Annotated in this window: 14 protein-coding genes; 9 read left to right on the top strand and 5 right to left on the bottom strand. The window is 50.0% G+C overall.

Going from position 1 to position 20,218, the window contains the following annotated elements:
• Positions 1 to 4: 4 nt before the first annotated feature.
• The 4 genes from AC0YNZ_RS06240 (at position 5) to purT (ending at position 8,898) form a co-directional block, all read left to right on the top strand.
• Positions 5 to 3,679: a dynamin family protein gene (locus AC0YNZ_RS06240; protein WP_475825807.1), complete on the top strand. Its 3,675-nt coding sequence runs from the start codon at positions 5 to 7 to the stop codon at positions 3,677 to 3,679.
• A 295-nt stretch (positions 3,680 to 3,974) separates the two neighbouring features.
• Positions 3,975 to 5,759: an ABC transporter ATP-binding protein gene (locus tag AC0YNZ_RS06235; RefSeq protein WP_475825806.1), complete on the top strand. Its 1,785-nt coding sequence runs from the start codon at positions 3,975 to 3,977 to the stop codon at positions 5,757 to 5,759.
• Positions 5,759 to 7,582, top strand: a complete 1,824-nt coding sequence (locus tag AC0YNZ_RS06230; protein ID WP_475825805.1) for an ABC transporter ATP-binding protein — start codon at positions 5,759 to 5,761, stop codon at positions 7,580 to 7,582. Before AC0YNZ_RS06235 ends, AC0YNZ_RS06230 begins: the two co-directional genes overlap by 1 nt.
• 134 nt (positions 7,583 to 7,716) lie before the next feature.
• Positions 7,717 to 8,898: a formate-dependent phosphoribosylglycinamide formyltransferase gene (gene purT, locus AC0YNZ_RS06225; protein ID WP_475826154.1), complete on the top strand. Its 1,182-nt coding sequence runs from the start codon at positions 7,717 to 7,719 to the stop codon at positions 8,896 to 8,898.
• Positions 8,899 to 9,003: 105 nt separating this feature from the next.
• Here purT and AC0YNZ_RS06220 read toward each other — a convergent pair whose 3' ends face one another.
• From AC0YNZ_RS06220 to AC0YNZ_RS06200, 5 genes are all read right to left on the bottom strand, one after another.
• Positions 9,004 to 10,086, bottom strand: a complete 1,083-nt coding sequence (locus AC0YNZ_RS06220; protein ID WP_475825804.1) for a GerAB/ArcD/ProY family transporter — start codon at positions 10,084 to 10,086, stop codon at positions 9,004 to 9,006.
• Between the two features lie 20 nt (positions 10,087 to 10,106).
• Positions 10,107 to 11,183 (bottom strand): GerAB/ArcD/ProY family transporter, encoded by a 1,077-nt coding sequence (locus AC0YNZ_RS06215; RefSeq protein WP_475825803.1) that lies wholly within the window; start codon positions 11,181 to 11,183, stop codon positions 10,107 to 10,109.
• 16 nt (positions 11,184 to 11,199) lie between these two features.
• Entirely contained in the window at positions 11,200 to 11,421 is a 222-nt protein-coding gene (locus tag AC0YNZ_RS06210; protein WP_475825802.1) for a hypothetical protein, read from the bottom strand.
• Positions 11,418 to 12,602, bottom strand: coding sequence for a Ger(x)C family spore germination protein (locus tag AC0YNZ_RS06205; protein WP_475825801.1), 1,185 nt, complete (start codon positions 12,600 to 12,602; stop codon positions 11,418 to 11,420). Before AC0YNZ_RS06205 ends, AC0YNZ_RS06210 begins: the two co-directional genes overlap by 4 nt.
• A 104-nt stretch (positions 12,603 to 12,706) precedes the next feature.
• The gene (locus AC0YNZ_RS06200) at positions 12,707 to 14,293 is read right to left on the bottom strand and encodes a spore germination protein (RefSeq protein WP_475825800.1); all 1,587 of its coding nucleotides are present in this window, start codon (positions 14,291 to 14,293) and stop codon (positions 12,707 to 12,709) included.
• Between the two features lie 368 nt (positions 14,294 to 14,661).
• On the opposite strand from AC0YNZ_RS06200, the gene AC0YNZ_RS06195 reads away from it, so the two are divergent.
• The 5 genes from AC0YNZ_RS06195 (at position 14,662) to parE (ending at position 20,208) form a co-directional block, all read left to right on the top strand.
• Positions 14,662 to 14,937, top strand: a complete 276-nt coding sequence (locus AC0YNZ_RS06195; RefSeq protein ID WP_475825799.1) for a YqkE family protein — start codon at positions 14,662 to 14,664, stop codon at positions 14,935 to 14,937.
• 440 nt (positions 14,938 to 15,377) lie between these two features.
• Positions 15,378 to 16,196, top strand: a complete 819-nt coding sequence (locus AC0YNZ_RS06190; RefSeq protein ID WP_475825798.1) for a GDSL-type esterase/lipase family protein — start codon at positions 15,378 to 15,380, stop codon at positions 16,194 to 16,196.
• Between the two features lie 62 nt (positions 16,197 to 16,258).
• The gene (locus tag AC0YNZ_RS06185) at positions 16,259 to 17,212 is read left to right on the top strand and encodes an ABC transporter ATP-binding protein (protein WP_475825797.1); all 954 of its coding nucleotides are present in this window, start codon (positions 16,259 to 16,261) and stop codon (positions 17,210 to 17,212) included.
• The gene (locus tag AC0YNZ_RS06180; protein ID WP_475825796.1) at positions 17,205 to 18,191 is read left to right on the top strand and encodes an ABC transporter permease; all 987 of its coding nucleotides are present in this window, start codon (positions 17,205 to 17,207) and stop codon (positions 18,189 to 18,191) included. The genes AC0YNZ_RS06185 and AC0YNZ_RS06180 overlap by 8 nt, the downstream gene beginning before the upstream one ends.
• A gap of 46 nt (positions 18,192 to 18,237) precedes the next feature.
• Positions 18,238 to 20,208 (top strand): DNA topoisomerase IV subunit B, encoded by a 1,971-nt coding sequence (parE, locus tag AC0YNZ_RS06175; RefSeq protein WP_475825795.1) that lies wholly within the window; start codon positions 18,238 to 18,240, stop codon positions 20,206 to 20,208.
• Positions 20,209 to 20,218: the final 10 nt, after the last annotated feature.

Raw genomic sequence — 20,218 nt, 5'->3', positions numbered from 1 at the left:
GCAAATGACAGAAACAACAGTGCAAAGCATAGCGGGAGCATTATCCGAGACAGCCGGCTTGATGGCGGCAGCAGGAGATACATTACATGCAAAGCAAGCACAGGAGCTGAACAGTAAGCTGACCGATGGTCGGCTTACTGTCGCTTTTTGCGGGCATTTTTCGGCAGGCAAATCAACCTTAATCAATCGTTTGTGCGGTGCGAAGCTGCTTCCCTCAAGTCCGATTCCAACCAGCGCGAACGTCGTATCGATTCGCGGCGGCAACCGGGCCTATGCGGCAGTGGAAACGCTGCGCGGCGGTGAGGCGGCGAAAGCGGAGGTCCCAATCGACGAGCTTGACCGCTATTGCGTAGACGGGGAGCAGTTTACATCCGTTTCCATCGTTTATCCAAGCGCGCTGCTGGGCGACCATACGGTACTGCTTGATACGCCTGGTATTGATTCAACCGACGACGCGCACCGGATGGCTACGGAATCTGCACTTCACCTGGCCGACGTCGTGTTTTATGTGATGGATTATAATCATGTGCAATCCGAAATCAATTTTACCTTTGCAAAGCAGCTGAAGGATTGGGGGAAGCCCCTATACTTTATCGTTAATCAGATCGATAAGCACCGTGACCGCGAGCTGTCCTTCGCAAGCTATCGTCAAAGTGTTGAGGATGCGTTTCACGCTTGGCATTTGGAGCCGGCGGGGATCGTCTATTTGTCGTTGCGGGAGCCGGATCATCCGCAGCAGCAATGGGAGCAATTGATCGAGCTGCTTGAGAAGCTCCAGACGCTCCGTAAGCCGCTTTGCGTATACAGCGTTGATGCCTCACTGCGTCATTTGGCGGCTGGGCATTTGAAGTGGAGCGAGCTTCAAGCGGAGCCTGAGCGCGAACGGCTTCTCGAGGAGGCTGGCGGCGAAGAGGCGGCGGCCCGCGTATCGGGTGAAATGGAGCGCTTGAAGGCGCTGATCTCCAAAATAACGGAAGAAAAAGAGGTTTATCGGGCACAGCTGCGCAAAGAGCTGCAGTCGCTGCTCGATAATGCGAATATTACGCCTGCGGGACTGCGTGATTTGGCCCAGACGTTTCTGGAGAGCCGTAAGCCAGGCTTTAAGGCGGGTCTGCTGTTCGCGGCGGCCAAGACAGCTGCGGAGCAGGAAAGGCGTTTGCAGGCTTTCAGCGAGGAATTGAACAGCTTAATCAGCGCATCAATTGATTGGCATGTGAAGCATTTGCTGCGCGTGGAAGCGGAGCGTACCGGTTTTGACGGCGCGCGGCTGGAAACGGAGCTCGCGCAGAAGCTTGCGTGGCTGCCGGATTCGGAATGGCTCCTGGCACGGGTGAAGGCTGGCGCCGTAATCGGAAATGAATATACGATGACGTATAGTCGCGACCTTGCCGCGGATGTGAAGTCGGTTTACCGCCAGCGGGCGCTTGAGCTGATCGATGCGCTGGCGGATCATGCTGCGGCAGCAGGCGAAGCTGCAGCCGCTGAGGCGCAGGCACAGCTGGCGGCGCTTCGCGCGCAGGCTGGCGCGCTTGAGGCGATAGCAGCGCTGGAGAAGCGCGCTGCGGAGCATAAGGCGCGGCTCGCTGACGCGATGCCTGAGGCGCCGGCGAGGCCGGTATTGCCCGCACCGCGCGCTGCGGGTGCGGGAGCGCAATCGCAAGCGGCTGGCGAGGCTGCCCGCGAAGCAGCTGCTGCGCGCGATACGATGGCTGGCGACAGCGGCGTTGCAGCGGCCGCAGTGGCGCAGCGGCACGCGGCGGAAGGGCGGAGCGCCCTTGCCGGCGGAGTTGCCCTCGCGCAGCAGCACAGCGCTGCTGCGCGCTTAGCGGGCGCAGCGGAACTGCTCGCGCCGCACGCGGCGCTTGCGGCGGCTGCGCACGCGATGCGCGATAAGGCGAAGCGTCTGCAGGACAGCCGCTTCACCATCGCGTTGTTCGGCGCCTTCAGCGCCGGCAAATCATCGCTTGCGAACGCGCTGATCGGCGAGCCGGTGCTCCCGGTCTCGCCGAATCCGACGACCGCCGCGATCAACCGGCTCGTGCCCCCTACGGCGGAGCACGGTCATGGCACGGCGCGCATCGTAATGAAGTCGCGCGCCGCTATCGAAGACGACGTGCGCTATTCCCTGGCGCTGCTCGGCGAGAAGGCGGGATCCGAGCATTTGCCGGATGCCGCTGCGCTAATGCGGGCGATTGACCGTCTATCTCCGGATTCCATCGGGGCTGGCGGACGCCCGCACTACAGCTTCCTGCGCGCTGCTCGCGCAGGCTGGGCAGAGCACGAAGCGCTGCTTGGAGAGCAGCTTTCGGTCGATCAAGCGGAGTACGAGCGCTACGTGGCGGAGGAATCGCGTTCCTGCTTCGTCAGCGAAATCGAGCTCCATTACGACTGCGCCTTAACCGCACAGGGCATCGTGCTCGTTGACACGCCCGGAGCCGATTCCGTCAATGCGAGACATACGGGCGTTGCGTTTAACTATATCAAAAACGCCGATGCCGTTCTGTTCGTGACGTATTACAACCATGCCTTCTCGCAAGCGGACCGTCAGTTTCTGATGCAGCTGGGCAGGGTGAAGGATCAGTTCGAGCTGGACAAAATGTTTTTCCTCGTTAACGCGGCCGATTTGGCAGCTGATCAAGAGGAGCTTACAGGCGTATTAAAGCATGTGGAGGCGAACCTGCTACAGCACGCCATTCGTTCGCCGCGTCTGTTCCCTGTATCAAGCCTGCAGGCGCTTGACGGGAAAATGGATGGGAATTCAGAGCTGCTGAGACGCTCAGGCATCGAAGCATTCGAGCAATCATTCTTGTCCTTTATTCAGAACGACCTCGGACGTTTGGCCATTGATGCGGCGGAGCAGGATTTAAAGCGTGCTGCAGCTACGGTTGCAGGCTGGCTGCAAAGCGCTGAGGGCGATGCCGCGGCGCGGGAAGCGGAGCTTAACGTATTAGCGGCTGCTGTTAACGATGGGAAGCGCGAGATCGCAGCACTGCAGACTGGAGCTATGCCCGAACAGCTTAAACAGGAGCTTAGCGAGCTGTTGTATTACGTTGTGCAGCGCCTGCAATACCGTTTCGGAGAGTTTTATAATCTGGCCTTCAATCCGGCATCGCTGCAGGACGATGGACGTGATCTCCGCAAAGCGATATGGACGTCGTGGCTTGAGCTGCAGCGGCTTGTCCAGCTGGAGCTCTCCCAGGAGATGCTGGCAACGTCGCTGCGGATGGAACGGGGCGTTCATTCGTTATTGCAAAAGCAATATGCCAGCTCGGCGCAGCGTCTGGAATCGTCAATCGCATCGTATAACGCTATCCCGTATGCAGCTGCCGCTTTGCCAACGCCGGAGGAGCCGGCTGCATGGGAAGCAGCCGCAGTCGATGCGAAGCTGCTATGGAGCCGATTTAAATCGCCGCGTCAATTTTTTGAAGGCGAGGGCAAATCCTTGCTCCGCAAAGAGCTTGAAACGCTGCTCGCTCCTTCCTTGAACGGGTGGATGGCTGAACAAACGGCGCGTTGGTCTTCGCTCTATGAGCAGATTTGGCAGAAGGCGGCTGTACAAGCCGGCAGTCAGCTGCAAGAAGATATGCTTGCCTTTGAGAGCGGGAAGCGCAGCCTGCTAATTGGAAGCGCGGATACGTCTGCGCTGAAGCAGCTCTACGATCGTTTAATTCATATCTAATTATCAATGAATGTAGTTAATTCCATCGCATTAATAGCTGAATGCTTTTGCGGGCGCGTATTGCGCCTGCAAAAGCTTTTTTTATATTTGTGTGTTTCTGTGCAAAAAGTGAGTAATTGGCACATATATGTAATGATTTAAGACCATTTGGGAGCATTGGCCGTTTCCAATTTCCATTTCGCCAATATAAGCGGTATCAATCACATATACGCATATTTCTACTGTTTGCTCGCATTTCCCGATGCTGATAATATTCAACCATACTTACAAAATAGCAACGGGGAGATGGATTTACTTGGACGTATTAAGGCAGTTGAAAGCATTCTATTGGGCGGAACGGAAGTTTTTGTTCTCCTCCATCCTATGCTTAATGAGCGCTACAGCGCTCGGACTTGTCTATCCGAATTTGCTGCGATACTTGATTGATGATGTGATCACCCCACAGAAATTCGAGCTTGTACCGGCGCTTGCTTTTACGGTAGTTGGAGTCGTCACATTTAAAGGCTTTATGCAGTTTTTGCACGGATTTTTTGGCGGACGCCTTGGAAACCGGGTTGCGTTCCGGATGCGGAACGCTTTGTACGACAAGCTGCAAACGCTGTCCTTTCAGTATTACGACAAAGCGAAGACGGGCGATCTGATGTCGCGTCTGACAGCGGATCTGGAAGCGATCCGCAACTTTATCGGCTTTGGCTTCGCGCAGATTTTAAACATGGTGCTCATGGTCGTGTTCGGCGGCGTCATGATGCTGTCGATTCATTGGCAGCTGACGCTCATCACGCTAGTAACGATACCGCTGCTAGGCTTCGCTGCGATTCGCTTCGAACGCAACATTCATCCCGCATTTCGTGAAATGCGCCAAGCAATGAGTAACTTAACGACAGCGGTGCAGGAGAACATCACAGGCGTTCGTACAGTCAAATCATTTGCGCGCGAATCGCATGAGGTATCGAAATTTTCGGTACGGAGCGAAGCGTATCAAACGAACCAAGTCGGCGCCGCTAAGATTTGGGCAAAATTTTTCCCGGTCATGGAGCTTGTAGCTAACTTAAGCGCTGTCATCCTGCTTGTTACCGGCGGTATTCTCGTCATTAATCATTCGCTCAAGCTAGGCGAGTTCGTCGCATTCTTCAGCTTGATCTGGTACATTATCGGTCCGATGTGGGGACTCGGGTTCCATATTAACAACTATACGCAGTTCAAAGCATCAGGCGAGCGGGTGCTGGGATTACTGAACGAGCATGTCCATGTCCAAAATATTGAGCATGCGATTGAAGTCAACAATGATTCGGTAAAAGGCCATGTACGCTTTGACCATGTTACCTTCAGCTATCCAGACAAATCGCCAGCTGTAACCGACATTGTGATCGACGCGCCAGCCGGCTCTGTCATCGGATTTCTTGGAGCGACGGGCTCGGGGAAATCGACGATTATTCAACTGCTGATGAGAGCCTATAACGTGAAAAATGGTTCGATAACGCTTGATGGCATCGATATCCGTAACCTGGACGTTGCAAGCCTTCGCCGCCTGATAGCGCCTGTATTTCAAGAAACGTTTTTGTTCTCGGCCTCGATCCGCGACAATATCGCATACGGGATTAAAGATGTAACTCCGGAACAAATCGAGAACGCGGCTAAGCTGGCCAAAGCGCATGACTTCATCATGGAGCTGCCGCTAGGCTACGATACGATCGTCGGCGAAAGAGGGATGGGCTTATCCGGCGGACAGAAGCAGCGGATCGCGATTGCGAGAGCGCTGATCAAAAACCCGCGCATTCTTATTTTGGATGACGCAACCAGCGCTGTAGATATGGAAACCGAGCATGAAATACAAGCAGGCTTCAAGGAGCTGATGGCCGGCCGAACGACCTTCATAATCGCTCACCGGATTTCTTCGCTCAGACATGCCGATGAGATCATCGTACTCGACAAGGGCCATATCGTTCAGCGCGGATCGCATGCGCAATTAATTGCGCAGCAGGGACCTTACCGCGACACCTACAACATTCAATATGCTGATTACCCGCTGGTTGATGCGCCACTGGCCGCGGCGGAAGATCGGAAAGGGAGTACCGTATAATGAGCACGAGTGTCAATGCAAAGGCCAGCAATAAAAATGAACGGTTCATCTATCAGGACGACGAGCTTATCGAAAAACCATTTAACTGGGGACAATTACGCCGGTTGTTCATGTACATGAAGCCTTATTCGAAACAATTGATGCCTGTTATTTTCATGATGATTCTCGGGACGATGACCCGGCTCGGCGTGCCGGCGCTCGTTATCCTGGCGATCGACGAAGCGATCGCCCCCGGGAGCGGGGCAACGAGTGTACCGAAGCTGCTTACCATCGCCGCTATTATGCTATTGTTGTATATTATCCAATGGGCATCCAATACGTACCGGATCAAATATACGAACATTATCGGACAAAAGGTCATTTATGACCTCAGAAACCATTTGTTCCAGCATATTCAAAAGTTGAGCTTCCGCTTCTACGATAAACGTCCGGCAGGCTCGGTGCTCGTTCGCGTAACGAACGACGTCAATGCGCTGCAGGATCTGTTCACGAACGGGGTCGTCAACCTGCTGATGGACTGTGTCCAGCTATTCGGTATCGTTATTATTTTGCTCGTATGGAACTTTAAGCTTGGACTTGCGGTGATGATTACCGTGCCGCTCATGTTTCTCGTATCGACGACTTTGCGCAAAAGAATCCGTTTCGCCTGGCAGGATGTCAGGATGAAGCAATCCCGCATCAACTCCCACTTGAATGAAAGCATTCAAGGGATGAAAGTAACGCAGGCTTACGTGCAGGAAAAAGACAACATGAGCTTTTTCGAACATATGAATACAGTCAATATCAAGTCGTGGAACAAAGCATCCGCGCTTAACCAAGCCTTTGGACCCATTATCGAGGTCACATCGGCAATCGGAACCTTTATCCTGTTCTGGTACGGCGCCCATCTCATTCAAGCAGGGGCGATCACAGTCGGATTGCTGGTCGGATATGCCAACTATATCGGAAACTTTTGGGATCCGATCAACCGTCTCGGTCAAATGTATTCCCAGCTGCTCATTGCGATGGCATCATCGGAGCGCATCTTCGAATTTATAGATGAGGAGCCGACAGTCGCCGAGTTAACCCATGCTAAGCCGCTGCTAAAAATTAAGGGCGCCGTGAAGTTCGACCGCATCGTGTTCGAGTACGAGAAGGGAAGGCCGGCTCTGAAGGGCGTTACGATTGATGTGAAAGCAGGTCAATCCATTGCGCTTGTAGGACATACCGGTTCAGGCAAAAGCACGATCATTAACCTGCTCTGCCGCTTCTATGATCCGGTAGAGGGGCGCGTGCTCATCGATGGCGTCGATATCAGGGACGTCACGATTGAGAGTTTGCGCTCGCAGGTCGGCATCGTGCTCCAGGATACGTTTATTTTCGCAGGCACGATCCGCGACAATATCCGTTACGGACGACTGAATGCAACGGATGCGGAAGTCGTGAAGGCGGCTCAGGCCGTTAACGCCCATGATTTCATTATGGGGCTGCCTGACGGGTATGATACACAGGTAGAGGAGAGAGGAAATGTGCTCTCCATGGGCCAACGCCAGCTGTTGTCATTCGCGCGCGCATTGCTTGCTGATCCGCAAATTTTGATTTTGGATGAAGCGACGGCAAGCATCGATACCGAAACCGAATTGAAAATTCAAGAGGCGCTTAAAGCGCTGCTGGCGGGCCGCACATCCTTCATGATCGCTCACCGTTTGTCAACGATTCGACATGCGGATGAAATTATCGTGCTTGACCATGGTCAGATCGTAGAGCAGGGCAATCATGAATCGCTCATTGCAAGACGCGGTGTTTATAACGGCTTGATTGAGGCGCAATACCGTTTTCTTTAACAGCTGTGCATAAAATGGTTGATTTTTACCCTTGGAACCTCCACAATGGAAGAAAAAACGAACCGAAGCGCTTGTCCGCATCCTTTCAGGCAGCGGACACGTTTCGATTTGCTTCCAGGAGGTTCTTTTTGTTTATGTATGGATCACCGCTAACATCGAACGCTCGTAAACTGCTGCTGCTCGGCTCTGGCGAACTTGGAAAAGAGGTTGTGCTGGAGGCTCAGCGACTAGGCGTTGAAACGATCGCCGTAGACCGGTATACGAACGCACCGGCCATGCAGGTCGCGCATCGCAGCTATACGGTCGATATGCTGGACGGAGCGGAGCTTCGCCGCATTATCGAAGAGGAGCGTCCGGACTTTATCGTTCCAGAGATCGAAGCGATCGCTACGGAAACGCTGCTTGAGCTTGAGAAGGAGGGACACCGCGTCATTCCAACAGCACGCGCCGCATGGCTGACGATGGACCGCGAAGGCATTCGCCGCCTTGCTGCCGAGACATTGGAGCTCCCGACGGCACCTTACCGTTTCGCCGATACGCTGGACGAGCTTCGGCTTGCGGCAGCTGAGCTCGGCTTTCCTTGCGTCATTAAGCCGATCATGAGTTCTTCGGGCAAAGGGCAGAGCGTGTGCCGCTCCGAGGCGGAGCTTGAAGCATGCTGGAACTATGCGATGGAGGGCGGCCGCGCGAAGAAGCAGCGGATTATCGTGGAGGGATTCATTACATTTGAATCCGAAATTACGCTGCTGACCGTTCGCTCCGTTTCGGGTACGAGCTATTGCCCGCCGATCGGACATGTTCAGAAGGATGGCGATTACATTGAATCCTGGCAGCCGCATGATATGACCGAGCAGCAAATTGCTCAAGCGGAAGCGATAGCACTGCGTATTACGGATGAGCTTGGCGGGTATGGCATTTACGGCGTCGAGCTGTTCCTCACGAAGGACGGCGTTCTATTCAGTGAAGTGTCGCCGCGCCCGCATGATACAGGCATGGTAACGATGGCTACCCAGGATTTATCCGAATTTGCTCTCCATGTACGTGCTATTTTAGGGTTTCCGATTCCGACGATCCGTTTGCTGAGCCCAGGCGCATCGCATACGTTGAAAGCGGACCGTGAGGCTGCCTCATTCCGCATCGGCGGTATCGAGGAAGCTCTTGCAGTGCCAAACACGCAGGTTCGCGTGTTCGGCAAGCCGGAGACAAAGGTAGGGCGCCGTATGGCCGTTGCGCTAAGCACTGCTTCAGATGCCCGACAGGCGCGCGAAACGGCACGTATTGCCGCAGAAGCGCTCTATATCGAATACGGTGAGTAATTTACAATGAACTAAGAAACCTCCGAAATTCACGATATGTGAATCTGGAGGTTTTTTTGAATCCATCTATTGGATTTCACATGCTATTGATGACCTTATGGCTTTTTATATATTCTTTTTGCGCAATCGATTAATAAAAAGCAGAAGTATCGGGATGAGATTTAACGCTATAAATGCTTGAAACGGAACGGCGAGCATTAAATAGGTTGATAGAGCGGAGAAGTTCGGGATACCCCACAAGCTGAGTATTATCGTTAAAATTCCAAGCGGAAAGACGACTGGCCGATAATCCGACAGCTTCAAAGTTTCTGCGAATGTAAGGACGGCCACATAAAAAAATACGCTGATCTTTATGAAATTTCCGACAACCCACATCGCCAATAGCAGCGAATCCAAATTTTCAATAAAATTGGCGATGCTAATATAACGGAATGCGATTAGAATCGGATAAATTTTATTGCCGATATCAGGCCCAAGCAAAAATAATGTAATGAGATTTACATACGTCATACTTATTACAATGGCACACAATGAAATCATGCCCCACTTCTTGCCTTTTTCCGGATTGCTCAAGCAAGGCAGGAAGAAGGTCATAAAAAACATTTCGCTGTTCCAGGCTTGCGGTGCGATCGTACCTTGGAGAACAGGGATAATTCCGTGGTTTAAAGTCGGGAAAACGTTTTTGATATCCAAATCAGGAAAAAGAAGCAGAAGGAAAAATAACGGCAAAATAAAAATAGGTGTGAAGATGACTGCGCACCTTGCCAAAATTTCCAATCCGCCGCGTACGGCAAAACAAGTGAGTAAAACCATGGAGGAAATAATTAACATAATCGGCGTTTTAAACAGAAAGCTGCCATTAACGAATTCGGCATACTGACGGATAATGGAACCGGTACTCTGAATCGTATAGATAAAGAATAGGATACACATTATTTTGCCAGGCAGTACTCCGGCTATACGCTCACTGTGCTGGATGATCGTTTCATTTGGATAGAGTTGATGCAGCCGGGACGCCGCATATACGGTAATGATACCCGATAGGGATGAGAGGAGGCCCGTCATCCAAAGGTCATTCCGGGCGTATTGGGCCGTTATGGTCGGAAGGGCGAGAAATCCTGTGGCCAACACCGTCGGGTACAGCAGCAGCGCCATTTGATAGCCAGATATTTTTCCTTTCTCCAACATCGGCCTTTAGCTCCTTATGTTCAGATTTTGCGCAAACGATTGATAAGAAGAAGCAGCAGCGGGATAAGTGTCAACACTGCCGGTATTTCGAATGGAGCTATATACTTTAAATGGATTCCCAATCTGGCAGAGTCCGGTAAATCCCACAAGCTGAACAGGACCGCCAAGATGCCCATCGGGAAGACTATGGGCCGATACTCCGATAAATGCAGTGTTTGTGCCAAAGAAAGAATCGCCGCATAGAAAAACACGGAGATCTTGATGAAGTTTCCGACGACCCACATCGCGAGAAGCAGCGCCTCCAAATTTTCAAAAAAACCGGCGGCGCTAATATAACGGAATGCGACCAGGACAGGGTACGATTTGTCTTCCGTGTCCGGTCCAAACAAAAATAATACAATCAAATTGACATATGCCATACTGAGCACGATGGCGACTAATGCCAGATTGCCCCACTTTCGTCCTTTGTCCGGATTGGACAAGCCGGGCAGGAAATAGGTCATAAAGAACAATTCACATATCCAGGCCTGGGGCGTGGCCGTTCCTTTGAGCACAGGGATGATTCCATGGCTAAGAATGGGGAAGATGTTTCGGACATCCAGGTCAGGAATAAGGAGCAGAAGAAACATTAAAGAGAAAATGAAAATCGGCGTAAAAATGACGGCGCTCCTCGCCATGGTCTCTAAACCGCCACGAACGGTAAAGGATGCGAGCAAAACCATGGAGGAGATGATAATCAGAATCGGCGTTTTGAACAGGAAGCTGCCATTCACGAATTCGGCATAAATGCGGATAATCGTTCCGGTGCTATGGATGGCATAGAGAAAGAAAATGGTGCCGATGATTTTCCCTGCTAATTTCCCGACAATCCGTTCACTGTGCTGAATGATGTTCTCGTTCGGATAAAGCTCGTGAAGCCGGACTGCAGCATGTACTGTAATAAAACCCATAAAGAAGGAGAGGAATCCCGTCATCCATAGGTCGTTTTGAGCATATTGGGACGTAATCGTAGGCAGGGAGAGAAATCCTGTGGCCAATACGGTCGGATACAGCATCAGCGTCATTTGGAAGCCTGATATTTTTCCTTTCTCCAACACTCTGTTTCACCACTCTTTATTTTTCTACCAATCCCCTAAACGGCTTGAAGATGGTTTCCAGCAGCGTAATAGGGCCCGGCGTGTGTGGAAGATCCAGCGTGGACAACAGCCATCCGATAAGGAGCAGCGTTACGAATGCCGCTTTATCCTTCATCGGTTTTTCTTTCATTCGCGGCCAGTCGCACCACAGGATAAGCAGCGCGGCAATTGTCACGCCAATAAATAAAGCCAGTCTCATTTTTGCTGCACCTCATCTTCAGGTATTCCGCCCGGCGCGTTGATTAGTCCCGGTCTTTTGATTGACGCATTGACATCAATCTTTACTTCAACCTTTGGAAACTGCTCATCCCAACGGTCTTTGTTACTCTCCCAATGCTTCGGGTATTTCCGATGAAATGCAGTTGCAAAGCCTAAAATGTCTGTCTTATTCTTATGTTGAACTTCACGAAGCGCAAGCTTAATACGCTCTCTTACATCATCCTGGAACGCCTGGTCCATCTCCTTCAATAACCTCGGATTCATTGGATTCAGGTCAGTGCCGTTCTGAATCATGTCCCCTTCTGCTTTTACCTTGACCGTCATCAGCCATTTGTCGCCTTCTATTTTTGGGATGAGCTTTACTTTGGCTCTAACCGGTTTTAACGAAACGAGATTTTTTGCCCCGTCCATCTCGAAAGTAACGGTGTATTCATCGATTTCGTTTAAAATCCACATCACGCCGCGCGTCGATTTTTCCGAAATTTGTCCGACCATTCTGTCTTTTTTGAATAGAGCGGTTCCCATAATATAGGGAATCGTTTGGAAACGTTCAGCCGACTTGGCTTTTGGCAGATTATGTACGATTGGTAGAGCATAAGCCTCAGCATCTCCTTTCAACCTTATGCTAACCTGCTCGAGTGTAACTTTGATCCCGATCTGCAAGTCGGCGAATTCCCTTAACACTTCCGAGGAAGTGCGTTCAATAGGGGGGAACAATTCGAGTGATTCAGCCGCTTTTCCTTTGCTCACAAACATGTAAGCTCGCTCTCTAGGCTGCGGATGACGGACCAAAAAATCGAATTCATCCTTGATGCCTAATTTAGCGACCTGTTCGCTGAATATAAATACTTTGCACTGTCCCCAAAATAGTTTCCGTGGAATTTTCCGTTGAAGCTTGGACAGCGCATCGGAAATGTTGATTCCTTTTTCACTGCGTACGGTTGTCTTTTTCGGCGCTCCGCCGCTTACTCCGCCCGTCATGGATCCGCCTTGGTTTTGCGGAACGATGATTTGTACGGTCGTTTGAATTTGCTTGTCCTCCGCCAGATCGAAGGACATCGCTGTAATAAGCGCCAAATCGTTAAGCTCCGTACGGTCCCAACATCCATCAAGAAATACGATTATAAAGACCAACGTCAAACATTTAAAAAGTATTTTCACAGAGCCGGATCCCCCTTGTCTGCCGATTTTCAATTAATAATAACGGCCACAAGCAGCAAAAGCAGCGGAATGAACGAAAGAGCAGATCGTACTACAGCTTTAAATCAGGTTTCGCCACCCCGTTCAGGTCCCGGTTTTTGATTAGGAGCTTGCCTGTACGCGTTATAATCCCCCGTAAAACGCGGACGTGTATTCATCATCCACCAAGGAGCCCGGACCAACACGTCTTTTAATTCCTTCTTTTGTGGAATTGCGACGGCTGACAGATAAGGAACGCCGAAAGAACGCAGACTGCTTAAATGGATTACAATCGCGATAAGCCCCATCATAATGCCAAGCAGCCCTAAAGAGCCTGCGAGAAAAATTAACGGGAAACGCAACAGCCGTATCGCAATACCTGCAGTGTAACGTGGAATCATAAAGGATGAGATCCCCGTAATGGCAACGACAATGACCATCGGTGCAGACACAAGGCCGGCTTGCACTGCCGCTTGGCCGATGACGAGCGCTCCGACAATGCTGACGGCGGAGCCGACCTGCTTAGGCAGCCGAACGCCAGCTTCGCGCAGAGCTTCGAAGGTCACTTCCATGATGAGCGCTTCAATTAAGGCAGGAAAGGGAACGGATTCCCGCGAGGACGCCATGCTTATGAGCAGGGAGCCGGGCACCATCTCTTGATGAAAGGTCAGAATCGCAACATAAAGCGAAGGAAGCAGCAAAGCAATCAAAGTAAACAGATAACGGAGCCAACGCATTGCGGTGCTTACCCAGAACCGCTGGTAATAATCTTCCGCAGACTGCATAAAAGAGAATAGGGTTACGGGTGCGATTAATACAAAAGGAGTTCCCTCTACCATAATCGCTACCCGCCCCTCGAGCAGATTGGCACATGTCACATCCGGGCGTTCCGTTGTGAGCAGCTGCGGAAACGGCGAGTAGGGCATATCCTCAATGAGTTCCTCGATATATCCGCTTTCCAGAATGCCATCGATCCGGATGCGCTCAAGCCGGCTTTTCACTTCTTCCACCAAAGCCCCTTCAACTAGCCCCTCGATGTATGCGATGACGACATTGGTTTGGGTGTATCCGCCGATTTTCATCGTTTCCGTTTTGAGCGCTGGACTTTTAACAATTCGGCGGATAAGGGACGTATTGGTCCGCAGCGTTTCAGTGAAGCCTTCACGCGGTCCACGAATGCTGGATTCTGCGACAGGCTCATCGATGGTGCGCTTTTCCCATTTGTTCAATCCGAAAGCGAGTCCCGTCGCTTCTTGATCGCGGAGCAGTATCGGCAGGCCGTTCGATAAATATTCAATACACTCTTGAAAGTTCGAAAAAGGCTTTGCTTGTGAAGCAGATATTTTTCGCTCGGCGAGCTGCCCGATTTCATACGCTTTCCCTTCAGCTTCTTGCATAAGGGGGGCAATGATGTTTGCCTCAATCGCACTGGAATCGGCCAGTCCTTCAATATAGACCAGGATGGCTTTCGTTTGGCCTTCGATGAGGAAGGAACGATAGACGATATCCGAACAATTGGAATAGATCGAACGGAGCTGCTGCTCATTTTGCTGCAAATCAGTATAAAGCAGCTGCGGCTGTATGTTATTGGCGTTTTGCTGCTGAGCACGATCGTCGTGTTGATTTTTTTTGGTAGCTTTGGTGAGTTTATTAAACAAGCGGCGCTCCTTCATAAAGGTTTATTCCCTTCGACAAACTCTTTTCTTCGTTATTGTTATCCAAAATTACCTATTATATGTAGAACTAACGGACTTCTAGGTAATATGTATATTAGTTAAAACGATAATAAGAGTTTGTTTTCAGGAGATGAATCTTTCGTTCTATTTAGCTGCTTCGAAATAAACGCTGCGGGGGGAACAAATCGGAGGTTTTCGGCATATTCCGCAGGGTGCAAAATGGAATGAAGGTTAAGTCGCGAATCTAATACAGTAAGGTTTAACTAGCGGCAATAAACGAATCATTTGTGTTATTATAAGTAAATATGTTCTTTAATAAATAGGCTCAATTAGAAATCATATTTAAGAATCGAGGGAAAGTTATTATGAGTAAAAAAAGGAAACAGTCTGTCTCTTCCTCGGCAAAATCCACTGCGAAAAGTGAGAAGGATAATCCTGTTTTGCTCAATGAGCTGTTGAGCGCAGATATCGTAACAAAGCTTAAAGCACAGGCAGAGGAATTAAAGAAAGCCGAGGAGACACGCAAGGAAGATATTCGTAAGCAGGAAGCAGAAAAAAAGAAATTGGAACAAAAGCGATTGGAAAATGATTTCGCTTATTTGTTAGAAAATAGCGATCCGAATTGGTCTAAGCATAAATAAACCGACAAGCTTTAGGAGTGCAACTTTTGTTTAGGTTCGAAATGCATACAAGGCTTTCCGGAGGAGTGCAGAACCATGCTGCTCGGCAGCATTTTCGTTTTAAAGCCGAAGGCTTTGCAGCCTTTAGGTGCGGCCGGTTCCCAGGTAATGAAGAAATACTTGCATTTCACGCAATCAATACGTTCAGTCGCGTTCATTTGGCTACCTCAATAAATGAATTTAATTGCTCATTAATCGTAAACCATTTTACGAAGGATGTTGAGCAAAGTCAAACTTTATCGTACAAGAAGAAAGAGTATGCCTCGCGCGGGCATCCTCTTTTTTTTATGAATTTCACTGCTGCATACATAAATCCCACTTATCTGCAAAACATGCTAACAACAACTATTTGGTTGATGCATGCTTGCACTGCAAGGTAAGGCAAGGAGGCGAGTCTTAGCGTGAAAACGAATTGGCTGTGGCGATGTTTAGCGGCAGCTTCCCTATGTGCCGCAGCATTATTGTTGATTGGCTTCGGCTGTGCGGTCAAGGATATGCTTTTCCCTTATCAGGGGCAGGCAGCGACTGCAGCAGAACCGAAAGGCGTTCGGACCGAAGCTGGTTCCCTTGAAAAAACGTCGGAAGTTCGGATCGTCGCCCTTGGCGATTCCCTCACGAAGGGAACCGGCGATAATACAGGAGACGGGTATGTAAAGCAGGTTGCTGCAGGTCTTCGTAAAACGACGAACAAGCCGGTTAAAATAATTAACAATCTCGCGATAAACGGTCTTCGCGCCGATCAGCTGGCAGAAAGGCTAGACAGCGACAAAGGTTTTGCGTACGCGCTTCAGAAAGCTAATTTGATTCTTCTGACGATTGGCGGCAACGATTTATTTCATACAGCGCGTGCCCAGAATGCAGGCCGTAAGCTGTCGGCTTACAGTATGGAAGGACTCTCGAAAGAGCTTCCCGCAGCTTTAGGGCGCTTTGAGCGGATCATTAGTGAGCTTTATGCGATCAACAGCACCGCCAAAATCGTTTATGTCGGTTTATACAATCCCTTCTACGATATCAAGGAGCTTCGCAGCGGAAGCCTGGAGGTACAGCAATGGAATGAGAAGGCGTATGCTCTGCTGCATAGATATCCGAATATGACCATGGTACCAACCTTTGATTTGTTTGAAGGGAAAATTGCCGACTACCTTTCAGACGATCATTTCCATCCCAATCATAACGGTTATGAAAGAGTGGCATCACGCATTTTGGATTCGTTGAATTAGACCGGTTTAACGTGATGCGAAGTTGACCAATCTGATACGAAATACGAAGGTAGGTGGAGATCATGATGAGACCTGTACTTTCCGTAAAGCGGCTGCACAAAAAAATTCGCGGAAAAACAATTATACACGACGTAAGCTTCGAGGTAAATGAAGGGGAAATATTCGGCTTCCTCGGTCCTAATGGCTCCGGGAAAACGACGACTATCCGCATGCTGGTCGATCTGATTAAACCAACCTCAGGCGACGTTTATATATGCGGAAACCACGTACAGAAGGAACCGGAGATGGCTCTGCGGCATGTCGGGTGCATCGTGGAAAATCCGGAGGCTTATCCGTATTTAACCGGTTATGAGAACCTGGAGTATTTTGTCCGCATGCTTGATGGAACGGATGAGGCGCGCATTAGGGAAGTCGTCTCAATCGTAAGACTTGAGGAGCGGATTCATGAAAAGGTCAAAACCTATTCGCTGGGCATGCGGCAGCGGCTAGGAATCGCCCAAGCGCTGCTTGGCAGGCCGAAGCTGCTCATTTTGGATGAACCGACGAACGGGCTTGATCCAAAAGGAATAAAGGAGCTGCGTGAATTTGTCCGAATGCTTGCCGAGCAGCGTATGAGCGTTTTTATATCGAGCCATTTACTAAGTGAAATCCAGCTTTTATGTGACAGGGTCGCTATAATTAACGGCGGAAGAGTGCTTGCGGAAGGATGTGTATCCGACCTTATTAAGCAGGCCAGCGGCTACGTGGTTTGGCAGCTGGATAATCCGGAATTGGGCAAGCAGATATTAGCTCGTAATTATGATATTCAAATGATTGAAAGGGAATCCCATCAGCTTGACGAAGGGTTGATCGCTAATATGGAGGATGCCATTATTACAACGATGTCCGCCGATCAAATTCCCGGCAGCGTAGAGAAGCTCGTTGAGCAGCAAATCGGCGTTATGTCCGTCCATCAAATAGCACCAACGCTGGAGGAGCTGTTTCTAACATTGACGGAAGGTGAAACATATGGTTAACTTATTGCCGCTCATCCAAAACGAGATGCTGAAAGTTTGGAAGAAAAAAAGATTTTTCGTAATTATTCTCATTTTGCTTGCGCTTATTCCTATTTTTACTTACGCTGAGCTGAAGGTTGCACAGAACAACGCTGCCAAATTTTCGGATTGGCGCAATCAGGTGCTGCAGCAAATGACTGATTTAGAAAATACGCTTGCAAGCGACCGAATTCCGGAAGAGTGGAAGCGCAGCAGGCGCGCAGCTGTGCAGCAGCTGCAATATTATTTGGATCATGATGTTAATCCTAACGCCCCGAACGGGGTAACGTTTACGAGAAGTTTTTTGGACAACGCAGTTACCTTATTTATTCCACTTCTGGTCTTAGCGCTAGGATCGGACATTGTATCAAGTGAACGAACGTCGGGCACGATTAAAATGCTGCTCACTAGACCGATTAAACGCTGGAAAGTGCTGCTAAGCAAGCTTATTGTACTGGTTTTATACGTATCGCTTACAGTTGTCATAACTGCAATACTCTGTTATTTGATTTCTGGCTTGTTTTTTGGATATGAAGGCTGGACGATGCCCGTGTTTACCGGGTTCCGAATAAGCGGGCCGGCCATTGATTTTACACATGCGCATGCAGTACCCCAGTGGCAATATATATTGATGCAGGCAGGGTTAGCATGGTTTTCAGCAATGACGGTTGCGCTTCTTGCATTTATGGTGTCCGTGCTCATCCGCAGTACAGCTGCAAGCATGGTAACGATGATGGCCGCAGTCATTACGGGAACGATTTTGTCAGGCATGACATCGACGTGGACGAGCGCTAAATATTTGTTTGCCGTTAATCTTAAGCTCACCAGTTATCTTGATGGATCGCCGCCTCCTATAGAAGGAATGACACTGCCGTTTTCCCTTACGGTTCTTATGATTTGGGGGGCTTTCGCACTGGTCGTCTCCTTTGGTGTCTTTACGAAACAGGACATCTTGAATTAAAATAGCTTGAAGATACGGAAACGTGACAACAGATTGGGGGACGCTCATGACAGAGCAAACAGATCTCTTCACAAATACAGCGGCCGCAGACCGGAACTACGAGGCCGATGATATACAGGTGCTTGAGGGCTTAACTGCAGTAAGGAAAAGGCCGGGCATGTACATAGGCAGTACAAGCAGTTCAGGGCTGCATCATCTCGTATGGGAAATTGTCGATAATGCGGTCGATGAGCATTTGGCCAAATTTTGTTCGGCAATAGAAGTAACGCTGCATAAGAACGGCGCGGTAACCGTCCATGATAACGGGCGGGGGATTCCAACCGGCATGCATAAGACCGGTATTCCGACACCACAAGTTGTTTTTACCATTTTGCATGCGGGCGGCAAGTTTGGCGGCGGAGGCTACAAAAAATCCGGCGGCTTGCACGGCGTAGGCGCTTCGGTTACAAATGCCTTATCGGAATGGCTGGAGGTTGAAATTTTCCGTGACGGCAAAATTCATAGACAGCGCTTTGAATACTGGGTGGATGAAGCTGGCCGGGAGCATGTCGGAGAGCCGGTACGCGGTTTAGAGATCATTGGGACGACGAACCGGACAGGCACGAAGGTTACGTTCAAGCCCGACGGACGCGTGTTTCAGAACGGAACAACGCTTAACTACGATACGCTTGCCGAACGCTTGCAGGAGATCGCGTTTCTGAACTCCGGGCTTAAGGTGTCGATTAAAGACGACCGCAGCGGCAAGCAGGATGTGTTTCACTATGAAGGCGGAGCGCGCCAATTCGTTCAATTTTTGAACGAGAACAAGACGGTGCTGCATGATGTGATTCACTTTGCAAGCGAACGGGATGAAATTGAGGTAGAGGTAGCTCTGCAGTATAACGACGGTTATACGGAGACGATCGCCTCCTTCGTTAACTCGATCCCGACGCGAGGCGGCGGTACGCATGAAACCGGTTTTAAAACCGCTTATACGCGCGTCATGAATGACTATGCCCGTAAAACGGCTATGCTGAAGGATAAAGACAAAAACCTTGAGGGCAATGATCTGCGCGAAGGGATGATGGTTGTCATTAATATTAAGATGTCCGAGGTAGAATTCGTCGGTCAGACGAAGGATCAGCTCGGCAGCTCATCGGCCCGGAGCGCGGTAGATGCGATCGTTTCCGAGAAGATGCAGGTATTTCTGGAGGAAAACCCCCAAATCGCGCAAATGCTGCTAAAGAAATCGCTTCAGGCATCGAAAGCGCGTGAGGCGGCGCGTAAAGCCCGTGAAGAAATACGCAGCGGCAAGAAAAAAAGCGAGAGCTCCAATCTAAATGGCAAGCTAACCCCCGCGCAGTCTAAAGACGTTACGCGCACGGAGCTGTTCATTGTGGAAGGAGATTCCGCAGGAGGCTCTGCAAAGCAAGGCCGTGATTCAAAATTACAGGCGCTGCTGCCGCTTAAAGGCAAGCCGATGAATCCGGAGAAAGCAAAGCTTATCGATATTTTGAAAAACGACGAGTATAAAGCGATTATTTCGGCAATCGGTGCGGGCGTCGGCTCGGAGTTCGCAGCCGAGGAATGCAACTATAATAAAATTATCATTATGACGGATGCGGATACAGACGGTGCCCATATACAAGTGCTGCTCCTTACTTTTTTCTATCGTTATATGAAACCGTTAATCGACTTGGGACGCGTATATATCGCACAGCCGCCATTGTACAAAATTACCCGTAAATCAGGGAAGCTGGAAACGATCCGTTATGCTTGGACGGACGAGCAGCTCCAAAATTATTTGAAGGAATATGGCAAGAACTATGAGCTGCAGCGGTATAAAGGACTCGGAGAGATGAATCCCGAGCAGCTGTGGGAAACGACGATGGATCCGGAGAAACGGACGCTTCTGCAAGTGCAAATCGAGGATGCGGCAAAAGCGGAGCGCAGAGTATCGACGCTTATGGGAGATAAGGTTGACCCGCGCAAACGCTGGATTGTCGAGAATGTCGACTTTATGGAATATGAGGAATAGGGGGAGTTCT

This window comes from Paenibacillus sp. J2L1-98 (assembly GCF_056269405.1).
The sequence above is the reverse complement of the archived record's forward strand: the minus strand, read 5'-3'. Positions and strand labels throughout refer to the sequence as shown.